Source organism: Streptomyces sp. GbtcB6 (genome assembly GCF_019091475.1).
In the GTDB taxonomy this organism is placed as follows: domain Bacteria; phylum Actinomycetota; class Actinomycetes; order Streptomycetales; family Streptomycetaceae; genus Streptomyces; species Streptomyces hyaluromycini.
On the sequence record NZ_JAGXJL010000040.1, the window covers coordinates 1 to 18,887 of the forward strand.

15 protein-coding genes and 1 riboswitch are annotated in these 18,887 nt (G+C 71.7%); of the genes, 11 read left to right on the plus strand and 4 right to left on the minus strand.

The annotated features are described in order from the left end of the window. The 3 genes from KVT45_RS41525 to KVT45_RS41535 form a co-directional block, all read left to right on the plus strand. Positions 1 to 552, plus strand: a 552-nt coding sequence (locus tag KVT45_RS41525) for a sugar phosphate isomerase/epimerase (protein WP_217554627.1), incomplete at its 5' end; no start/stop codon positions are given. Positions 553 to 856: 304 nt separating this feature from the next. Next, entirely contained in the window at positions 857 to 2,023 is a 1,167-nt protein-coding gene (locus tag KVT45_RS41530) for a citrate synthase/methylcitrate synthase (RefSeq protein WP_217554628.1), read from the plus strand. 82 nt (positions 2,024 to 2,105) lie between these two features. Continuing rightward, positions 2,106 to 3,209, plus strand: coding sequence for a GTP-binding protein (locus tag KVT45_RS41535; protein WP_254648121.1), 1,104 nt, complete (start codon positions 2,106 to 2,108; stop codon positions 3,207 to 3,209). On the opposite strand, the gene KVT45_RS41540 is transcribed toward KVT45_RS41535, so the two are convergent. After that, complete coding sequence (locus KVT45_RS41540; RefSeq protein ID WP_217554631.1) at positions 3,206 to 5,662, minus strand: DNA topoisomerase (ATP-hydrolyzing) subunit A; 2,457 nt, start codon at positions 5,660 to 5,662, stop codon at positions 3,206 to 3,208. The genes KVT45_RS41535 and KVT45_RS41540 overlap by 4 nt on opposite strands. A gap of 265 nt (positions 5,663 to 5,927) precedes the next feature. Here KVT45_RS41540 and KVT45_RS41545 point away from each other — a divergent pair, with 265 nt between their 5' ends. The 4 genes from KVT45_RS41545 (at position 5,928) to KVT45_RS41560 (ending at position 10,913) form a co-directional block, all read left to right on the plus strand. Next, complete coding sequence (locus KVT45_RS41545) at positions 5,928 to 7,331, plus strand: pitrilysin family protein (protein WP_217554632.1); 1,404 nt, start codon at positions 5,928 to 5,930, stop codon at positions 7,329 to 7,331. Further along, positions 7,328 to 8,716, plus strand: coding sequence for a pitrilysin family protein (locus KVT45_RS41550; protein ID WP_217554633.1), 1,389 nt, complete (start codon positions 7,328 to 7,330; stop codon positions 8,714 to 8,716). Before KVT45_RS41545 ends, KVT45_RS41550 begins: the two co-directional genes overlap by 4 nt. 191 nt (positions 8,717 to 8,907) lie before the next feature. Next, positions 8,908 to 9,071, plus strand: a riboswitch (cyclic di-AMP (ydaO/yuaA leader). A gap of 12 nt (positions 9,072 to 9,083) precedes the next feature. After that, positions 9,084 to 9,839: a M23 family metallopeptidase gene (locus tag KVT45_RS41555; RefSeq protein ID WP_217554634.1), complete on the plus strand. Its 756-nt coding sequence runs from the start codon at positions 9,084 to 9,086 to the stop codon at positions 9,837 to 9,839. 378 nt (positions 9,840 to 10,217) lie between these two features. After that, on the plus strand, positions 10,218 to 10,913 hold the full coding sequence (locus KVT45_RS41560; protein WP_217554635.1) for a GntR family transcriptional regulator: 696 nt from the start codon (positions 10,218 to 10,220) through the stop codon (positions 10,911 to 10,913). 343 nt (positions 10,914 to 11,256) lie between these two features. Here the strand turns inward: KVT45_RS41560 and KVT45_RS41565 are convergent, their stop codons facing one another. Then, positions 11,257 to 11,538, minus strand: coding sequence for an HPr family phosphocarrier protein (locus KVT45_RS41565; RefSeq protein WP_089104302.1), 282 nt, complete (start codon positions 11,536 to 11,538; stop codon positions 11,257 to 11,259). A 177-nt stretch (positions 11,539 to 11,715) separates the two neighbouring features. Between KVT45_RS41565 and KVT45_RS41570 the strand changes: the two genes are divergently transcribed. The 4 genes from KVT45_RS41570 (at position 11,716) to KVT45_RS41585 (ending at position 17,237) form a co-directional block, all read left to right on the plus strand. Continuing rightward, positions 11,716 to 14,631 carry a bifunctional GNAT family N-acetyltransferase/acetate--CoA ligase family protein gene (locus tag KVT45_RS41570; RefSeq protein ID WP_217554636.1) on the plus strand — a complete coding sequence of 972 codons (2,916 nt, stop codon included), beginning with the start codon at positions 11,716 to 11,718 and terminating at the stop codon, positions 14,629 to 14,631. Between the two features lie 133 nt (positions 14,632 to 14,764). Further along, positions 14,765 to 15,352 (plus strand): DUF5998 family protein, encoded by a 588-nt coding sequence (locus tag KVT45_RS41575; protein ID WP_089104457.1) that lies wholly within the window; start codon positions 14,765 to 14,767, stop codon positions 15,350 to 15,352. Next, positions 15,352 to 16,545 (plus strand): alkaline phosphatase family protein, encoded by a 1,194-nt coding sequence (locus tag KVT45_RS41580; protein ID WP_254648122.1) that lies wholly within the window; start codon positions 15,352 to 15,354, stop codon positions 16,543 to 16,545. Before KVT45_RS41575 ends, KVT45_RS41580 begins: the two co-directional genes overlap by 1 nt. A 41-nt stretch (positions 16,546 to 16,586) precedes the next feature. Continuing rightward, positions 16,587 to 17,237, plus strand: coding sequence for a thymidine kinase (locus KVT45_RS41585; RefSeq protein ID WP_217554638.1), 651 nt, complete (start codon positions 16,587 to 16,589; stop codon positions 17,235 to 17,237). Positions 17,238 to 17,387: 150 nt separating this feature from the next. Here the strand turns inward: KVT45_RS41585 and KVT45_RS41590 are convergent, their stop codons facing one another. Further along, positions 17,388 to 17,630 carry a DUF5302 domain-containing protein gene (locus tag KVT45_RS41590; RefSeq protein WP_217554640.1) on the minus strand — a complete coding sequence of 81 codons (243 nt, stop codon included), beginning with the start codon at positions 17,628 to 17,630 and terminating at the stop codon, positions 17,388 to 17,390. Positions 17,631 to 17,978: 348 nt separating this feature from the next. Continuing rightward, the gene (locus KVT45_RS41595; RefSeq protein ID WP_217554642.1) at positions 17,979 to 18,647 is read right to left on the minus strand and encodes a hypothetical protein; all 669 of its coding nucleotides are present in this window, start codon (positions 18,645 to 18,647) and stop codon (positions 17,979 to 17,981) included. Positions 18,648 to 18,887: the final 240 nt, after the last annotated feature.

The window sequence follows — 18,887 nt, forward strand, 5'->3', positions numbered from 1 at the left end:
GACGAGGGGTACGAGGACTTCGCGCGCCGCTGGAACCCGATCCTCGACGTCTTCGACGCCGAGGGCGTGCGCTTCGCCCACGAGGTCCACCCGTCCGAGATCGCCTACGACTACTGGACGAGCGAGCGCACCCTCGAAGCGATCGGCCGGCGTCCCGCCTTCGGCTTCAACTGGGACCCCTCGCACATGATCTGGCAGGGCGTCGACCCCGTCGGCTTCATCACGGACTTCGCCGACCGCATCTACCACGTGGACTGCAAGGACACCCGCGTCCGGCCGCCGTACGGGCGCGCCGGGATCCTCGGCTCGCACCTGCCCTGGGGCGACCCGCGCCGTCGCTGGGACTTCGTCTCCGTCGGCCACGGCGACATGCCCTGGGAGGACGCCTTCCGCGCCCTGGCCGCCATCGGCTACGACGGCCCGGTCTCGGTGGAGTGGGAGGACGCGGGCATGGACCGGCTGCACGGCGCGGCAGAGGCCGTCGGCCGGATCCGCGCCGCCCTCTGGCCGCTGCCGAAGGCAGCTTTCGACTCGGCGTTCAGCAACCAGTGACCCCACCCGGTCGCCCCCCGGCCCGGCGCCGGAGACGGATGCCTGGTGCGGGGTGCGATCGGCGGGTACTCGACGCCCTGCGCCTGGACGGCCCCTCCGCGCAGGCGGCGCCGGCCCGACGGACCATCAGCGCCTGAACGAACCGGCCGACGACGGGGCGCTGTCCCCGCTGACGGAGACGCGTGTTCCGCAACCGGCGTTCATCGCGTTCGCGGGCTTACTAGTTGATCCAATCAATATTGACAGTTATTCAGTCAATGATGGACAGTCGAATCATGTTCAAGGAGGAAAACGGAGGCAGGTCATGACCGTCAACAGGACCGGGTCGACCCTTGTCGAGGTGCCGCGCGGGCTCGCCGGTGTCGTCGTGACGGACACCGAGGTCGGCGACGTCCGGGGGAGCGAGGGCTTCTACCACTACCGCCAGTACTCGGCGGTCGAACTCGCCCGCACCCGTGGCTTCGAGGACGTCTGGCACCTCCTGATCCACGGTGAACTGCCGGACCCGGAGCGCGCGGCCGCCTTCGCCGCCGAGACCGCCGCGCTCCGGCGCCTGCCCGCCGAGGTCCGGACGGCCCTGCCCGCGGTGGCCGCGGCGAGCGGCACGTCAGGCCCGCTGGCCGGCCTGCGCACCGCCCTCTCGCTGCTCGGCGCGGCCAGGGGATTCCGGCCGGTGTACGACATCGCCGCGGACCGGCGCCGCGCCGACACGGTCGCCGCCTGCGCGGCCGTACCGACGCTGCTCACGGCGCTGTACCGGCTGGGGCAGGGGCTCGACCCGGTCGAACCGCGCGAGGACCTGTCGTACGCGGCCAACTACCTCTACATGTTGACGGGTGCGGAACCGGATCCGCGGCGGGCTCGTGCGGTCGAGCAATACTTGATCTCAACCATTGATCATGGATTCAATGCATCAACGTTCACCGCGCGCGTCATCGCGTCGACAGGCGCGGATGTCGCGGCCTGCCTCGTGGGTGCCGTCGGCGCCCTGTCCGGGCCACTGCACGGGGGTGCGCCGAGCCGCGCGCTGGACACCCTGGACGCTATCGCGACGCCGGACCGGATCGACCCGTGGATCCGCGCACGGGTCCTCGCCGGTGACCGCGTGATGGGCTTCGGGCACGCGGTCTACCGTACGGAGGACCCCCGTTCCCGGATGCTCCGCGAGATCGCCCAGGACTTCGGCGGCCCCCGGGTCGAGTTCGCCGTGGAGGTCGAACGCCACGTCGAGCGGATCCTCGCCGAGCTGAAGCCCGGCCGTGAACTCCACACCAACGTCGAGTTCTACGCGGGCGTGGTCATGGAACTGTGCGGCCTGCCCCGCGAGATGTTCACCCCCACGTTCGCGGCGGCCCGCGCGATCGGCTGGAGCGCCAACATCCTGGAACAGGCGACGGACTCGAAGATCATCCGACCGGTGGCACGGTATGTGGGGCCGGAGCCGGGGGCGGTCGACGCCGTCACCGCGTAGCCGGAACGGGTCGCGGTGTCCGGTCCGGCGGTTTCCTATCCTGGACCGGCCCGCCACCCCGCCCGCGCGAAAGAGGCCCCCGTTGGAGCACCACCCCACCCCCCGGCAGATCCCGGTAGTCGTCCTCGCCGGATTCCTGGGGTCCGGGAAGACCACGCTCCTCAACCACCTGCTGCACCGCAGCGGAGGCAGCCGGATCGGGGCGATCGTCAATGACTTCGGGGCCATCGAGATCGACGCGATGGCCGTGGCCGGGGCCCTCGGCGACTCGACCGTCTCGCTCGGCAACGGATGCCTGTGCTGTGCCGTCGACGCCAGTGAACTGGACGTCTACCTGGAGCGGCTCGCCAGCCCCGGCACCGGTGTCGACGTCGTAGTGATCGAGGCGAGCGGTATCGCCGAACCCCAGGAACTCGTCCGGATGCTGCTCGCCAGCGAGCATCCCGGGATCGTCTACGGCGGTCTCGTCGAGGTCGTCGACGCCGCCGAGTTCGACGGCACGCGCGCGAAGCACCCCGAGATCGACCGGCACCTCGCCCTGGCCGACCTGGTCGTCGTCAACAAACTGGACCGGGCCGGGGAGGGCGGCGAGCGCGTCCTCGGGCTCGTGCGGTCGCTCAGCGATCGGGGGGCCGCTGTCGTCCCGGCGACCTACGGCCGTATCGACCCCGGGTTCCTCTTCGACTGCCGGCCCGGCGAGGAGCGCATCGGACAGCTGTCCTTCGACGACCTCCACGACCGTCACGACGACGGCACGCACGAGGGACATCTGCACGCCGCCTACGACAGCCTGTCCTTCGCCGCCGCGCTGCCCCTCGACCCGCGTCGGCTGATGGCCTTCCTCGACAGCCGTCCCGAGGGGCTCTACCGGATCAAGGGGTACGTCGACCTCGGGCCGTACGACACGGCCAACCGGTACGCCGTGCATGCCGTGGGGCGGTTCCTGCGCTTCTACCCGGAAGCCTGGGGGAGCGGGGAGGAACGGCTCACTCAGCTCGTGCTGATCGGCTCCGGCATCGACACGGCCGCGCTGCGCAAGGAGCTGGAGGCGTGTACGAACGACGCCCCACACGCCGACGAGCACGGCATGTGGGGCGTCCTGCGCTATGTCCAGGGCCTGGCGGAGGACCCTGACGACGGCGTACAGGGCCTCGCGGAAGGCCCTGACGACGGGTACGAGGCCTAGACCGGGCCCGCCGTCACCGACACCGTCTTCGGCAGCGATACGCCGGAGCCGTCCCGGCGCGGGTCCAGCTCCGGGAGTTCGGCCGGGGAGCCGTCCTTCTGGGCCGCCTTCGCCGGGACCGGGCCCACCCAGGCGAAGGACAGGCAGTCCTCGCCCTTCAGGAACCGCTGGCAGCGCACGCCGCCGGTGGCGCGGCCCTTGCGCGGGTACTGGTCGAACGGGGTCACCTTGGCCGTCGTCTGGACCGAGTCGTCGAGCGTGCCGCGCGAGCCGGCCACCGTGAAGACCACCGCGTCGGCCGCCGGGTCGACCGCCGTGAAGGAGATGACCTTCGCGCCCTCCGTGAGTTTGACGCCCGCCATACCGCCCGCCGGACGGCCCTGCGGGCGCACCTGGGAGGCCTGGTAGCGCAGCAGCTGCGCGTCGTCCGTGACGAAGACCAGGTCCTCCTCGCCGGTGCGCAGCTCCACCGCGCCGACGATCCGGTCGCCCTCCTTGAGGGTGATGACCTCCAACTCGTCCTTGTTGGACGGGTAGTCGGGCACCACGCGCTTCACCACGCCCTGCTCGGTGCCGAGGGCGAGACCCGGCGAGGACTCGTCCAGCGTGGTCAGGCAGACCACCGACTCGCCGTCCTCCAGGGAGAGGAACTCGGAGAGGGGCGCGCCGCCCGCGAGGGTGGGGGCGGTCGCCGTCTCGGGGAGCTGGGGGAGGTCGACGACGTTGATGCGCAGCAGGCGGCCCGTCGAGGTCACCGCGCCGACCTCGCCGCGCGCGGTCGCGGGGACCGCAGAGACGATCACGTCGTGCTTGGCGCGCCTGCCGTCGGTGTCCGCAGGGAACGGCTCACCGTTCGTCGTGCGCGCCAGCAGGCCCGTCGAGGACAGCAGCACCCGGCACGGGTCGTCGGCGACCTGGAGCGGCACCACGGCCGCCTGCGCACCCGAGGCCTCCAGCAGGACCGTGCGTCGCTCGGTGCCGAACTTCTTGGCGACCGCGGCCAGTTCGGCCGAGACCAGCTTGCGGAGCTCCGCGTCCGAGTCCAGGATCCGGGTCAGCTCGGCGATCTCCGCCGTGAGCTTCTCCTTCTCCGCCTCCAGCTCGATGCGGTCGTACTTGGTGAGACGGCGGAGCGGGGTGTCCAGGATGTACTGGGTCTGGATCTCCGACAGCGAGAAGCGCTCCATCAGGCGCTGCTTGGCGTCCGCGCTGTTCTCGCTGGAGCGGATCAGACGGATGACCTCGTCGATGTCGACGAGGGCCGTGATCAGGCCCTCCACCAGGTGCAGGCGGTCGCGGCGCTTGGTGCGGCGGAACTCGCTGCGCCGGCGGACCACCTCGAAGCGGTGGTCCAGGTAGACCTCGAGGAGCTCCTTCAGGCCCAGCGTGAGCGGCTGGCCGTCCACCAGCGCCACGTTGTTGATGCCGAAGGACTCCTCCATCGGCGTCAGCTTGTAGAGCTGCTCCAGGACCGCCTCGGGCACGAAGCCGTTCTTGATCTCGACGACCAGACGCAGCCCGTGCTCGCGGTCGGTGAGGTCCTTGACGTCGGCGATGCCCTGGAGCTTCTTGGCGTTGACCAGGTCCTTGATCTTGGCGATGACCTTCTCGGGGCCGACCGTGAAGGGCAGTTCGGTGATGACCAGGCCCTTGCGGCGGGCCGTCACCGTCTCCACCGCCACCGTGGCCCGGATCTTGAAGGTGCCGCGGCCCGTCTCGTAGGCGTCCCGGACGCCCTCCAGGCCGACGATCCGGCCGCCGGTGGGCAGGTCGGGGCCCGGGACGTGCTTCATCAGCGTGTCCAGGTCCGCGTTCGGGTAGCGGATCAGGTGGCGGGCGGCCGAGATCACCTCGCCGAGGTTGTGCGGCGGCATGTTCGTCGCCATGCCGACGGCGATGCCCGACGAGCCGTTCACCAGCAGGTTCGGGAACGCGGCGGGCAGCGCCACCGGTTCCTGCTCCTGGCCGTCGTAGTTGGGCGAGAAGTCGACCGTGTCCTCGTCGATCGACTCGGTCATCAGGCTCGTCGCCTCGGCCATCCGGCACTCGGTGTACCGCATGGCGGCCGGCGGGTCGTCGTTGCCCAGCGAGCCGAAGTTGCCGTGGCCGTCGACCAGTGGGACGCGCATCGAGAACGGCTGGGCCATGCGGACCAGCGCGTCGTAGATCGACGCGTCGCCGTGCGGGTGCAGCTTGCCCATGACCTCGCCGACCACGCGCGCGCACTTCACATAGGCGCGGTCGGGGCGCACGCCCATCTCGTTCATCTGGTAGACGATGCGGCGGTGCACCGGCTTGAGGCCGTCGCGGGCGTCCGGCAGGGCGCGCGAGTAGATGACCGAGTACGCGTACTCGAGGTAGGAGCCGCGCATCTCGTCCACGACGTCGATGTCGAGGATTCTCTCCTCGAACGAGTCGTCGGGCGGCGGGGTCTTCGTGCTGCGGCGGGCCATCGCTGCCGGCTCCTTGCTCATGCGTGAACGGATCTGACGCTGACCATTGTGGACCGCGGTACTGACAACCCGGGCCAGGCCCCGGTCGCCGCGGCCCGCCCCGGTGCCGGTAGCCGTCACAGGGCGGGTGGGACGCAGGCTACGCGATCCGCTCTGGGCGTACGTCGTGCGGGAACTTCGCCGGGTCCCCGCGCGCTTGCATACAGTGGCAGGACCGGCAGAAAAACCGCGGTTCGAGACCGCTTCCGCGAGCGAAGGGACGTACATGCCCATGGGTCACACGACCACGGCCGAGACAGGCTCCGGAGGCCTGGCAGCGACCGAGCACCGCTTGGCCAACGGTCTGCGCGTGGTGCTCTCCGAGGACCACCTGACCCCGGTCGCGGCGGTCTGCCTCTGGTACGACGTCGGTTCAAGGCACGAAGTCAAGGGCCGTACCGGCCTGGCTCACCTTTTCGAGCACTTGATGTTCCAGGGCTCCGCCCAGGTGAAGGGCAACGGCCACTTCGAGCTCGTCCAGGGCGCCGGCGGCTCGCTCAACGGCACCACCAGCTTCGAGCGCACCAACTACTTCGAGACCATGCCCGCCCACCAGCTGGAGCTCGCCCTCTGGCTGGAGGCCGACCGGATGGGCTCGCTGCTCGCCGCCCTGGACGACGAGTCGATGGAGAACCAGCGGGACGTCGTCAAGAACGAGCGACGCCAGCGCTACGACAACGTCCCCTACGGCACGGCCTTCGAGAAGCTGACCGCGCTCGCCTACCCGGAGGGCCACCCCTACCACCACACGCCGATCGGCTCGATGGCGGACCTGGACGCGGCCACCCTGGAGGACGCGCGCGCGTTCTTCCGCACCTACTACGCGCCCAACAACGCCGTCCTGTCGGTCGTCGGCGACATCGACCCGGAGCAGACCCTCGCCTGGGTCGAGAAGTACTTCGGTTCCATCCCGGCGCACGACGGCAAGCCCGCCCCGCGCGACGGCTCGCTGCCCGACGTCATGGGCGAGCAGTTGCGCGAGGTCGTCGTGGAGGAGGTCCCCGCGCGGGCGCTGATGGCCGCCTACCGGCTCCCGGAGGACGGCACGCGCGTGTCCGACGCGGCCGACCTGGCGCTCACCGTCCTCGGCGGCGGCGAGTCCTCCCGCCTCTACAACCGCCTGGTACGGCGCGACCGTACGGCCGTCGCCGCCGGCTTCGGTCTGCTGCGGCTCGCCGGGGCGCCCTCCCTGGGCTGGCTGGACGTGAAGACCTCCGGTGACGTCGAGGTGCCGGTCATCGAGGCCGCCATCGACGAGGAGCTCGCCCGGTTCGCCGAGGAGGGCCCGACGCCCGAGGAGATGGAGCGCGCCCAGGCCCAGTTGGAGCGCGAGTGGCTGGACCGGCTCGGCACCGTCTCGGGCCGCGCGGACGAACTGTGCCGCTTCGCCGTCCTGTTCGGCGACCCGCAGCTCGCCCTGACCGCCGTCCAGCGGGTCCTCCAGGTCACCCCCGAGGAGGTCCAGGAGGTCGCCAAGGCCCGGCTGCGTCCCGACAACCGCGCGGTGCTCGTCTACGAGCCGCTGTCCGCGGAGTCCGCGGAGCACACCCAGGAGGCGGGGCGCGGCGAGGACCCGGAGCAGGAAGCCACCGTAGAGGCCGGCAACGAGAACGAGGAGACGGCCAAGTGACCGAGCTCGCCACCATGGACTTCCACCCTCAGCCGCAGCCGGGCGAGGCCAAGCCCTGGGCCTTCCCGGCCCCGGAGCGCGGCACCCTGGACAACGGTCTGACCGTGCTGCGCTGCCACCGCCCGGGCCAGCAGGTCGTCGCCGTCGAGGTGCTCCTGGACGCACCCCTGGACGCCGAGCCGGCCGGGCTGGACGGCGTCGCCACCATCATGGCGCGCGCCTTCTCCGAGGGCACCGACAAGCACTCCGCCGAGGAGTACGCCGCCGAACTGGAGCGGGCCGGCGCCACCCTCGACGCGCACGCCGACCACCCCGGCGTCCGCATCAGCCTGGAGGTCCCCGCCTCACGGCTCGCCAAGGGTCTCGGGCTGCTCTCCGACGCCCTCAGGGCGCCCGCCTTCGCCGAGAGCGAGGTCGAGCGGCTGGTCCGCAACCGCCTCGACGAGATCCCGCACGAGCTGGCCAACCCCAGCCGCCGGGCCGCCAAGGAGCTCTACAAGCAGCTGTTCCCGGCCACCGCGCGGATGTCCCGCCCGCGGCAGGGCACCGAGGACACCGTCGAGAAGATCGACGCGGCCGCCGTACGTGCCTTCTTCGACCGGCACGTCCGCCCCGCCACGGCCACCGCGGTCGTCGTCGGCGACCTGACCGGCATCGACCTGGACGAGCTGCTCGGCGAGACCCTGGGCGCCTGGCGCGCCGCCACCGGGCAGCCCCGCCCGGTCCCGTCCGTGACCGCCGACGACACCGGACGGGTCGTCATCGTGGACCGCCCCGGCGCCGTCCAGACCCAGTTGCTCATCGGCCGCGTCGGCTCCGACCGGCACGACCGCGTGTGGCCCGCCCAGGTGCTCGGCACCTACTGCCTGGGCGGCACCCTCACTTCCCGCCTGGACCGCGTCCTGCGCGAGGAGAAGGGCTACACCTACGGCGTCCGCTCGTTCGGGCAGGTCCTGCGGTCCGCCCCCGACGGCACCGGTGTCTCGATGCTCGCCATCAGCGGCTCCGTGGACACCCCGAACACCGGCCCGGCCCTCCAGGACCTGTGGACGGTGCTGCGTACGCTCGCCGCCGACGGCCTCACGGACACCGAGCGCGACGTGGCCGTGCAGAACCTCGTCGGGGTGGCGCCGCTCAAGTACGAGACGGCGGCGGCCGTCGCGGGCACCCTGGCCGACCAGGTCGAGCAGTACCTGCCCGACGACTTCCAGGCGACGCTGTACCGGCAACTGGCCGCCACCGGCACCGTGGAGGCCACCGCGGCGGTCGTGAACGCCTTCCCGGTGGACCGCCTGGTGACCGTCCTCGTCGGGGACGCGGCGCAGATCAAGGAGCCCGTCGAGGCCCTCGGCATCGGCGAAGTCACGGTCGTCGCCGCGGATTAGGGCACACGCGGATGAAGAGCCCTGGTGACCGTCGGGTCATCAGGGCTCTCGCATGTCCGAATTGAGGTGGAGGTTGCCTGTCTGCCCTGTGGGATGCGCTACAAAAACCGCGTTCCGTTTGGGCGGGGGAAGAGCGGCCTCGTAGGTTCTTCCGGGCTGTCCGTCAGGCAGTGCGCCGCATCCGCGGCACCGGACAGCCATCGCCGAGTCCCCGTACGGCGCGAGCCAGGGGAGCCGGGGACCCATGTAGTCCCTGGGGTGAATCGGGCGCCCGCGCGTGTCGCGAGGGGGCTCGTAGGAGACCTTCCTGCTCCGAACCCGTCAGCTAACCCGGTAGGCGAGAGGGAAGGAAAGGACCAGCCTCTACATGGCGTTCATGTGCGCCTCCGGGAAGCACCGTCGTCCCGGCCGGGTGAAGCGCACCACCGCGCAGGCCGCCGGTATCGCGGCCCTCACCACCACGGGTGTCGTCGGCACCGTCTCGGCCGCCCCGGCGCTCGCCGCCGAGAACTCCGTCGAGCAGACCGGCCTCACCCCGGTCATCACGATCAGTGACTCCGTCGCCGAGCAGATCGACGCCCAGGCCGCCGTGCAGAAGGCCGTCGCCGAGCGCAAGGCGGCCGAGGAGGCCGCCCGCAAGAAGGCCGCGGAGCAGGCCAAGAAGGAGCGCGCGGCCAAGGCGCGCGCCGCCCGCGAGGCCGAGCGCAAGCGCCTGAACACCTTCGTCGCGCCGATCAGCGACTCCTACGTCTCCACCGGCTACAAGACCGGCGGCTCCCTGTGGTCCTCCGGTGCCCACACCGGCATCGACTTCCATGCCGCCGGCGGCACGGTCGTGCACGCGGTCGGCACCGGCACGGTCGTCTCCACCGGCTGGGGCGGGGCGTACGGCAACGAGATCGTCATCAAGATGGCCGACGGCATGTACACCCAGTACGGCCACCTCTCGTCCATCGGCGTCTCGGTGGGCCAGAAGGTCACCCCGGGCCAGCAGATCGGCCTCTCGGGCTCGACCGGCAACACCACCGGCCCCCACCTCCACTTCGAGGCCCGCACCACCCCGGACTACGGCTCCGACGTCGATCCGGTCGCCTACCTCCGCAAGCACGGCGTGAACGTCTGACGCGAGCTGGACGCGGGCCCGCGCCGAGACCGACGTGGGGGTTGCGATGCGTGCGCCGGGCGCGGGTGCGTCGTGGCTGGTCGCGCAGTTCCCCGCGCCCCTGAAGGGGCGCTGCGCGTGACGCCCCTGAAAGGGGCGCGGGGAACTGCGCGAGCAACCCCCACGCACCCGCACCGACGACCAAGCGGCGACAACAACCCGTGAGATCTTCCGGAGCCCCGGCCCCCGTGCCGGGGCTTTCGTCGTTTTCGTGCACCTGGTGTCCAAAATATATCCCTGGATTCCGGCCCTCCGTCGGAAATTCCGGCTCATTGCAATAGAGTCACGGAACGGACGCCACTCGGCGGCGTTTCACGGGGATTAAGGCGGAGGTCGGTCATGCGTATTCCGGCGCACTCGGTATGCACAGCGATCCGGGACGACATCGTCGCGGGTGTCTACGAGCGCGGCAGCCGGCTCACCGAGGAACTCCTGGCCCGCCGCTACGGGGTCTCGCGCGTCCCCGTCCGTGAGGCCCTGCGCACCCTGGAGGCGGAGGGCTTCGTCGTGACGCGCCGGCACGCGGGCGCGTGCGTCGCCGAACCGACCGAGCAGGAGGCCGCCGACCTGCTGGAGATGCGCATGCTCCTGGAGCCGCTCGGCGCCTCCCGGGCCGCCCAGCGCCGCACCGAGGCGCACCTCAAGGTGCTGCGCGGACTGGTCCGGCTGGGGCAGGAGCGGGCCAGGCGGGGAAACAGTGAAGACCTGCGCTCCCTGGGCGGCTGGTTCCACGAGACGCTCGCCCAGGCCTCCGGCAGCCATGCCCTGACCTCCACGCTCACCCAGCTCCGGCACAAGATCGCCTGGATGTACACCGTGGAGACGCCCGCCAACCCCGTGGAGTCCTGGACGGAGCACGGCGCCATCGTGGACGCGGTGGCGCGCGGCGACGGCGAGCGGGCCCGGGCGGTCACGGCGCTGCACACCGAGCGCTCGATGGTCTCCCACCGGCTGCGCTTTTCCGGCAGCACGGAACGGGCGAACGGTGTGAGGACTTCGCAACACCCCGTAAACATGTCGGGCCTGCGGCATTAACACGCGCACCGTATACAAAGAGATGTTATTCGGCGGGGTCTGTTTTCGCTGCCCGAATTCACGCGCGCCGGGAATTCACGGTCGCGCTTCTTTCGTGTGCCCGCGGTAAAGCCGGGCGCCGGGGCCTTCGCAAACTCCCGGACGGGGCCGTCGTAAAACCGTGTGCGGCCCGGTCGTGAAGTCATGTGCGGCTGTCACGGAATTGCGGCACATGACGGGTGGCCCGGTCGGGTACGGGCCCCGGGTCGGGTGCGGCCCCCGGGTGGGGCGGCGGGGGAAACGGCGGGGCCGCGCCGACCCCCCGTGGGAGTGGCGCGGCCCCGGACGTGCGGGCGCCGGGCGCTCAGACGGTCTCGGGGAGCTCCTCGAGACCCTCGGCGACCAGCTTGGCCAGGCGGTCGAGGGCAGCGTCCGCGCCCTCGGCCTCGGAGGCGAGGACGATCTCCTCGCCGCCCTGGGCGCCCAGGCCCAGGACAGCCAGCATGGAGGCCGCGTTGACGGGGTTGCCCCCGGCCTTGGCGATCGTCATCGGGACGCCTGCGGCCGTGGCGGCTCGGACGAAGATGGAAGCGGGGCGGGCGTGGAGGCCCTCGGCCCAGCCGACGTTGACGCGGCGCTCAGCCATGTGATGCTGCCCTTCGGTGTTCAGGGTTGTCTAGACCAGTTTCCCATATCGTGAAGCATGCCCGGAGTGGACGTGAGTCCCCTCCGGGTGTGTCGTCGGACCGCGGCCTCGGCCCGACTTCCGTCCTCCACAGACTGCCTCGCGCCGTTGTCGGACGCGAGCCGTACTCTGGGGCCCATGCAGACCCCGGCGGACCCGCAGGACCGGCATGAGTACCCGTCCCACTGGGAGGCTGACGTGGTGCTGCGCGACGGGGGTACCGCGCGCATCCGGCCCATCACCGTTGATGACGCCGATCGCCTGGTCAGCTTCTACGAGCAGGTCTCGGACGAGTCGAAGTACTACCGCTTCTTCGCGCCCTACCCCAGGCTCTCCGCCAAGGACGTCCACCGCTTCACGCACCACGACTTTGTGGACAGGGTGGGACTCGCGGCCACCATCGGCGGCGAGTTCATCGCAACCGTACGCTATGACCGCATTGGCGCCGACGGGACGCCCGCCTCCGCGCCCGCGGACGAGGCCGAGGTCGCCTTCCTCGTCCAGGACGCCCACCAGGGCCGCGGCGTCGCCTCCGCCCTCCTGGAGCACATCGCGGCCGTCGCGCGCGAGCGCGGGATCCGTCGCTTCGCCGCCGAGGTGCTGCCCGCGAACAGCAAGATGATCAAGGTGTTCACGGACGCCGGCTACACCCAGCAGCGCAGCTTCGAGGACGGCGTCGTCCGTCTGGAGTTCGACCTGGAGCCCACGGACCGCTCGGTCGCCGTCCAGCGCGCGCGGGAGCAGCGCGCGGAGGCCCGCTCGGTACGACGGCTCCTCGCACCCGGTTCCGTGGCCGTGATCGGCGCCGGCCGCGCGCCCGGCGGGGTCGGCCGCAGCGTCCTCGACAACCTCCGGGGCGCCGGCTTCACCGGCCGCCTGCACGCCGTGAACCAGGCATTCCCGGACGACTTCAAGGAGATCGACGGGGTGCCGGCGCACCGCTCGGTGAGGGACATCGACGGCCCTGTCGACCTCGCGGTGGTCGCCGTACCCGCCGAGCACGTGCCCGAGGTCGTCACCGAGTGCGGCGAACACGGCGTCCAGGGGCTCGTCGTCCTCGCCGCCGGGTACGCGGAGAGCGGCCCCGACGGCCGTGAGAGCCAGCGCGCCCTCGTCCGGCAGGCGCGCACGTACGGCATGCGCATCATCGGCCCCAACGCCTTCGGGATCATCAACACCGCGGACGACGTCCGGCTGAACGCCTCCCTCGCACCCGAGATGCCCCGCCCCGGCCGGATCGGCCTGTTCGCCCAGTCCGGCGCCATCGGCATCGCCCTGCTGTCCCGGCTGCACCGGCGCGGCGGCGGCGTCACCGGCACCACGGGCGTCTCCACCTTCGTGTCGTCCGGCAACCGCGCGGACGTCTCCGGCAACGACGTCCTCCAGTACTGGTACGACGACCCCGAGACCGACGTCGTCCTCATGTACCTGGAGTCCATCGGCAACCCGCGCAAGTTCACGCGCCTCGCCCGGCGGACGGGGGCGGCGAAGCCGCTGGTCGTGGTGCAGGGCGCGGGCGCGCCGCCCGGCCACGCGGTACGGGCGACGCGGCTGCCGCACGCCACGGTGTCCGCGCTGCTGAGGCAGGCCGGGGTGATCCGCGTCGACACCATCACCGAGCTGGTCGACGCGGGGCTGCTGCTCGCGCGGCAGCCGCTGCCGGCCGGGCCGCGGGTGGCGATTCTCGGCAACTCGGAGTCGCTCGGGCTGCTCACGTACGACCGGTGCCTGGCCGAGGGGCTGCGGCCGGCCCGGCCGCTGGACCTGACGACGCGGGCGACCGCCGGGGACTTCCACCGGGCGCTGTCGCAGGCGCTGGCGGACGAGTCGTGCGACGCGGTGGTCGTCACGGCGATTCCGACCATCGGGGAGGGGGCCGTGGGGGACCCGGAGCTGGCGGAGGCGCTGCGGTCTGCCGCCGAAGAGGTTCCGGGGAAGCCGGTTCTCGTGGTGCACGTGGAGCTCGGGGGGCTGGCGGAGGCGCTCTCGGCTGCGGGCCGTACCGCACCTACGGCCGGTGCGATGGCACCCGGCGCTGGTGGCGGTGCCCACCCTCCCCCACTCTCGGCTTCGCTCGAGCGGGGGGACCCCCATCGCCCTGCGGAACGCCTGCCCACCCCAGTACAGACCGCAGTACAGGCGGCTGCCCAGCCCCCTAAGCCGCTCGCCCCTCAGGCCCCCCACCCTTACTCCCGTCTCATCCCCGCCTACCCCGCCGCCGAGCGGGCCGTCCGGGCGCTTGCCGAAGCGGTGAAGTACGGGCAGTGGCGGCGGGAGGCCGCCGATCCCGGGAAGGTGCCCGAGTACGACGACATCGACGAGCGGGGCGCCGCCGAGCTGATCGGCGGGCTGCTCGAACGCGGGGAGGGGCTCACCATCGGGGGCGAGGAGACCTGCCGGCTCCTCGGCAGGTACGGCATCGACGTGCACCGCGCGCTGCCCGCCCCCACCCCCGACGCCGCGGTCGGAGCCGCCCGCGACCTCGGCTATCCCGTCGCCCTCAAGGCCACCGCTCCCCATCTGCGCCACCGTGCCGACCTGGGCGGAGTGCGGCTCGACCTGGCGGACGAAGAGCAACTGCGCCGGGCGTACGACGAGTTGAGCGAGCTGTACGGGGCGCCCGAGGAGCTGCGGCCGGTGGTGCAGCGGATGGCGCCCCGGGGCGTGGACACCGTCGTACGGGCCGTGATCGACCCGGCCGCCGGGGCCGTGGTGTCCTTCGGCCTCGCGGGGGCCGCCTCGCAGCTGCTCGGGGACATGGCGCACCGGCTGGTTCCGGTCACCGACCGGGACGCCACCTCGCTGGTGCGTTCGATCCGGACCGCGCCCCTGCTGTTCGGCTGGCGCGGCTCCGCCCCCGTCGACACGCCCGCCCTGGAGGAGCTGCTGCTCAGGGTCTCCCGGCTGGTCGACGACCACCCCGAGGTCGTCGCGGTCACCCTGGAACCGGTCGTGGTCGCCCGGCAGGGCGTGAGCGTCCTGGGGGCCACCGTCCGCCTCGCGCCACCGCCGGCCCGTGACGATCTGGGCCCGCGCACACTGCCCGCCTACTGACCACCGGCCGACCGGGACGAACGCCCGCACCCGTCGGCGGCGTTCGACGCGGCCGCGCGCGACGGCGGCGGCGTCGGACGCGGCCGCGCGCGACTGGCCCGGGTCCCCTTGCCCACGGATTAGGATGGACGCCATGGCCAAGACCAGTACGACGACCCAGGGGCTGCGCGTCGCGATCGAGCGCAGCGGCTACTACCCGGCCCTCGTGGCCGAGGCGGTGGAGGCCGCCATCGGTGGTGAGCCGATCCGGTCGTACCTGGTCCACCAGGAGACGACGTTCGACCAGAACGAGGTGCGGCGGCATGTGACCGTGCTCGTCCTCACCGGCAACCGCTTCATCGTCAGCCACACCGACGAGCAGGCCGCCGACAGCACCTCCCCGACGCCGTACGCCACCACCTCGACCGAGTCGGTCAAGCTCGGCCGGATCTCGTCCGTCGTGGTCAGCCGGGTCGTGGCCAACCCGGAGCAGTACACGCCGGGCACCCTGCCCCGCGAGATCGTGCTGACCATCGGCTGGGGCGCCGTCTCCCGCATCGACCTGGAGCCCGCCGCCTGCGGCGACCCCAACTGCGAGGCCGACCACGGCTACACCGGCAACTCCACGGCGGACGACCTCAGCCTGCGGGTCAGCGAGGCCGGGGACGGCCCGGAGACGGTGCGCCAGGCGCTCGTCTTCGCACAGGCCATCTCCGAAGCGACCGCGGACGTCACCCGCTGATGGCTTACGCCGCCTGGGATCATCCGGAACCCCTCGCCCTCGGCTCCGCGCCGCTCCCCGAGTACGGCAGCGGCTCCCTCGCCGACCTGCTGCCCACCCTGGCCGCGGGCATGGCCGTGCCCGGAATGTCCGCGTCGATCACGGAGCTGACGCCCGCCGACCGCAACTGCGTCTTCCTGATCGACGGGCTCGGCTGGGAGCAGATCAAGGCCCATCCCGACGAGGCCCCCTTCCTCACCTCCCTGCTCGGCAGCTCGCGCGGCGGCACCGGACGGCCGATCACCGCCGGCTACCCGGCCACCACCGCGACCTCCCTCGCCTCCGTCGGCACCGGCCTGCCGCCCGGCGCCCACGGCCTGCCCGGCTACACGGTGCGCAATCCGGCCACCGGCCAGCTGATGAACCAGCTCCGCTGGCAGCCGTGGTCGGACCCGGCCGCCTGGCAGCCGTACCCCACCGTCTTCCAGCTCGCCGCCGACGCCGGGGTGCACTCCGCCCAGGTCTCCTCCCCGACCTTCCAGCACACCCCGCTCACCAAGGTCGCGCTGAGCGGCGGAACGTTTCACGGACGGCTGACCGGCGAGGAGCGCATGGACCTCGCGGCGGAGCAACTCGCCGCCGGCGACCGCTCCCTGGTCTACACGTACTACGCCGAGCTGGACGGCGCCGGGCACCGCTACGGCGTGGAGTCCGACACCTGGCGCGGCCAGCTGATGCATGTCGACCGGCTCGCCCAGCGCCTCGCCGAGCAGCTCCCGCCGCGCAGCGCCCTGTATGTCACCGCCGACCACGGCATGGTCGACATCCCGTTCGACGAGCAGCACCGCATCGACTTCGACGAGGACTGGGAGCTGAAGGCGGGCGTCGCCCTGCTCGGCGGCGAGGGCCGGGCCCGGCATGTCTACGCGGTGCCCGGCGCCTCGACCGACGTGCTGACCTGCTGGCGTGAGGTGCTCGGCGAACAGTTCTGGGTGGCCTCGCGGGACGAGGCGATCACGGCGGGCTGGTTCGGTCCGCCGGACCGGTTCGACGAGCGGGTGTACGACCGGATCGGCGACGTCGTCGCGGCCGCGCACGACGACGTCCTGATCATCGCCTCCGAGCGGGAGCCCAAGGAGTCGGCGATGGTCGGCAACCACGGCTCGATGACCCCCGCCGAGCAGCTTGTGCCGCTGCTCGAAGTACGCTCCTAGCGCCCTCGATCCCACCGCCCCCGAAAGGTGCTCAACTCCCCATGCCCGAGCTGGTGTTCTTCTCCGGAACGATGGACTGCGGGAAGTCGACGCTTGCTCTGCAGCGAATCTACAACCGGTCCGCAAGGGGTCTGCAGGGCGTGATCTTCACGCGCGACGACCGGGCGGGGGAGGGGAAGCTGTCCTCGCGGCTCGGTCTGGTGACGGATGCTGTCGAGGCGGCGCCGGAGATGGATCTGTACGCCTATGTCGTGGGTCGGATGTCGCAGGGCGACAAGGTCGACTATCTGATTGTGGACGAGGCGCAGTTTCTGGCGCCGGAGCAGATCGACCAGCTGGCGCGGGCCGTGGACGACCTGGGCCTCGATGTCTTCGCCTTCGGTATCACGACCGACTTTCGGACCAGGCTTTTCCCGGGCTCGCAGCGGCTGATCGAGCTGGCGGACCGGATCGAGACCCTTCAGGTCGAGGCGATGTGCTGGTGCGGGGCGCGTGCCACGCACAACGCCCGCACGGTGGGCGGCGAGATGGTCATGGAGGGTGAGCAGGTCGTCGTCGGTGACGTGAATCACCCCACCGCGGAAGTCGGCTACGAGGTGTTGTGCCGACGTCATCACCGCCGCCGCATGACGAGCGCTGCTGCGCGCGCCGGCGCGCTCTCGCCGGACGTCCTGCCGTTTGCCCCCTCCTGAGGCTCGGACCTGCCCGCAGCGCCGTTGACCGCGGCCATGGTGACCTGCACGGCTGCTGACAGCCGCGGTCCGGCGCCCGCCACCGCTGGAAGCGGCCTGTGCGCGGTCCGGGACCGGTGCCCGGCCGGCCGGGTCGCGGATGTGATCGGCTCAGCCGCCGCTCTTGCGCCGGAACGACCGCTGGTTCGCAGCCGGGCCGTGCGTCCCACGGACCTTCGACGCGTCGACGTTCGCAGCAAGGTCGGCGGCGTCCGCCTGCACACCGCGCTTGCGCGCCAGGGCTTCCCGGAACTTGCGCTTCAGGTCGTCCTGGCCGTCGCTGTCGGGCACCAGGGCGGACGTCTCGGGGTCGGTCGGCTCCGAACCTTCTTTGGATGCAGACTCTGCGGTCACGGCGACCTCCTGGGTTCGGGCAGTGGGAAGCACAGCTTGTCATGCCGGGCGCAGTGAGGTGCGCAAGCAACATCATCCTGTGCCGCCGCCACCTCCGCCGGATGACTGCCGCTTCAGCCCGTTGTTGCGCTGCCGGGCGGGCAGGCGTGGTTTCAAGCCATCTCTGAAGCGCTTGACCCTTCCGCCCAACAGGTGGCTTGACCTGTCTTCGTGCCGGTCGGGTAGGCCGGGGGGCGCACCCCGGCCTACCCGACCAAGTGGAGTTCACCCTGTTCGAGTCGGCGGACCGTGGTCTCACCTACGTGCTGCCGGTTCGAGACCTGGGCGCGGGCGCGAGGTTTCTGCCGCCTACACCGCCCGCGCCGTGAAGAAGCCGGTCATGGCAGTCGTCCCTGCCGCCGGAACGTCCTCGGGCGAGAGCCAGTCCGTGGCACCCGTCGTGGTCTCCCAGGCCGAGTGGCGGTCGGCGAGGGCTCCGATGAAGTCCTGGGCGAGCAGCGACGCTTCGTGGAGATCCTGGTCGGGGGTCTGGGCGCTGGCGCCGACTATCAGGCCGCGGACCTCGGCGGAGTGGCCGTAGCGGAAGGCGCCGTCGCCGCAGAGGTGGGGATCGGTGTGGACGGCCTCGCCGTAGTTGCGGCCGAGGCGGCGGTGGCCGGCGGCCTTCGCCGCCGCGTTCGGCAGGAAGCGATGGCCCTCGTCGCCGATGGTGATCGCGCCGAGTACGGCGTCCTCGTGCCGGACCCAGGGGTCGGCCGTCGGGTCCAACAGGACGAAGGCCATGGCCAGTCGGGGGTAAGGGTCCCGGGGCGCGGCGGCGGGGGAGGAGTGGTGGTGGCGCCAGATGCTCGCCGCGCGTCGCAGGCCGAGTTCGAGGAGGAGGGCGTCGAGGTCGGAGCCGGACAGCAGATAGCCGTAAGGGTTGTGGTGGTGGCGGGCGCGGACGTTGAGGCCGTCCGGGGATTCGGCCTCGGCGGGCCGTCCGAGAGGGCTGCGGGCGGGGGCGGGCGCGGTCACATGAACTCCTTCAACAGTATGACAAGTACGGGTAATTCGGGCCATGGGTCTGCTGTCCCGCCGGCGGGACAGCAGACCGCCCGAGCCCTCCGGGTCCGGAGCGCCGGAGGCCGAATCGGTGCGGTGGTATAGACCTTGCTGTGAGGCGGGGTCATGGTCAACATGGGCGGTGCCGGGCTCGTGAGAGCCGTGTCGATCGCTGGAGGTGGGGGATCCGTGGGTCGCAATGGGGCAGGGGTC

Coding starts and splice junctions, on each gene's coding strand:
- KVT45_RS41530 (WP_217554628.1), top strand. CDS start 857: ATGACCGTCAACAGGACCGGGTCGACCCTTGTCGAGGTGCCGCGCGGG.
- KVT45_RS41540 (WP_217554631.1), bottom strand. CDS start 5,662: ATGGCCCGCCGCAGCACGAAGACCCCGCCGCCCGACGACTCGTTCGAG.
- KVT45_RS41545 (WP_217554632.1), top strand. CDS start 5,928: ATGCCCATGGGTCACACGACCACGGCCGAGACAGGCTCCGGAGGCCTG.
- KVT45_RS41555 (WP_217554634.1), top strand. CDS start 9,084: ATGGCGTTCATGTGCGCCTCCGGGAAGCACCGTCGTCCCGGCCGGGTG.
- KVT45_RS41560 (WP_217554635.1), top strand. CDS start 10,218: ATGCGTATTCCGGCGCACTCGGTATGCACAGCGATCCGGGACGACATC.
- KVT45_RS41565 (WP_089104302.1), bottom strand. CDS start 11,538: ATGGCTGAGCGCCGCGTCAACGTCGGCTGGGCCGAGGGCCTCCACGCC.
- KVT45_RS41570 (WP_217554636.1), top strand. CDS start 11,716: ATGCAGACCCCGGCGGACCCGCAGGACCGGCATGAGTACCCGTCCCAC.
- KVT45_RS41575 (WP_089104457.1), top strand. CDS start 14,765: ATGGCCAAGACCAGTACGACGACCCAGGGGCTGCGCGTCGCGATCGAG.
- KVT45_RS41580 (WP_254648122.1), top strand. CDS start 15,352: ATGGCTTACGCCGCCTGGGATCATCCGGAACCCCTCGCCCTCGGCTCC.
- KVT45_RS41585 (WP_217554638.1), top strand. CDS start 16,587: ATGCCCGAGCTGGTGTTCTTCTCCGGAACGATGGACTGCGGGAAGTCG.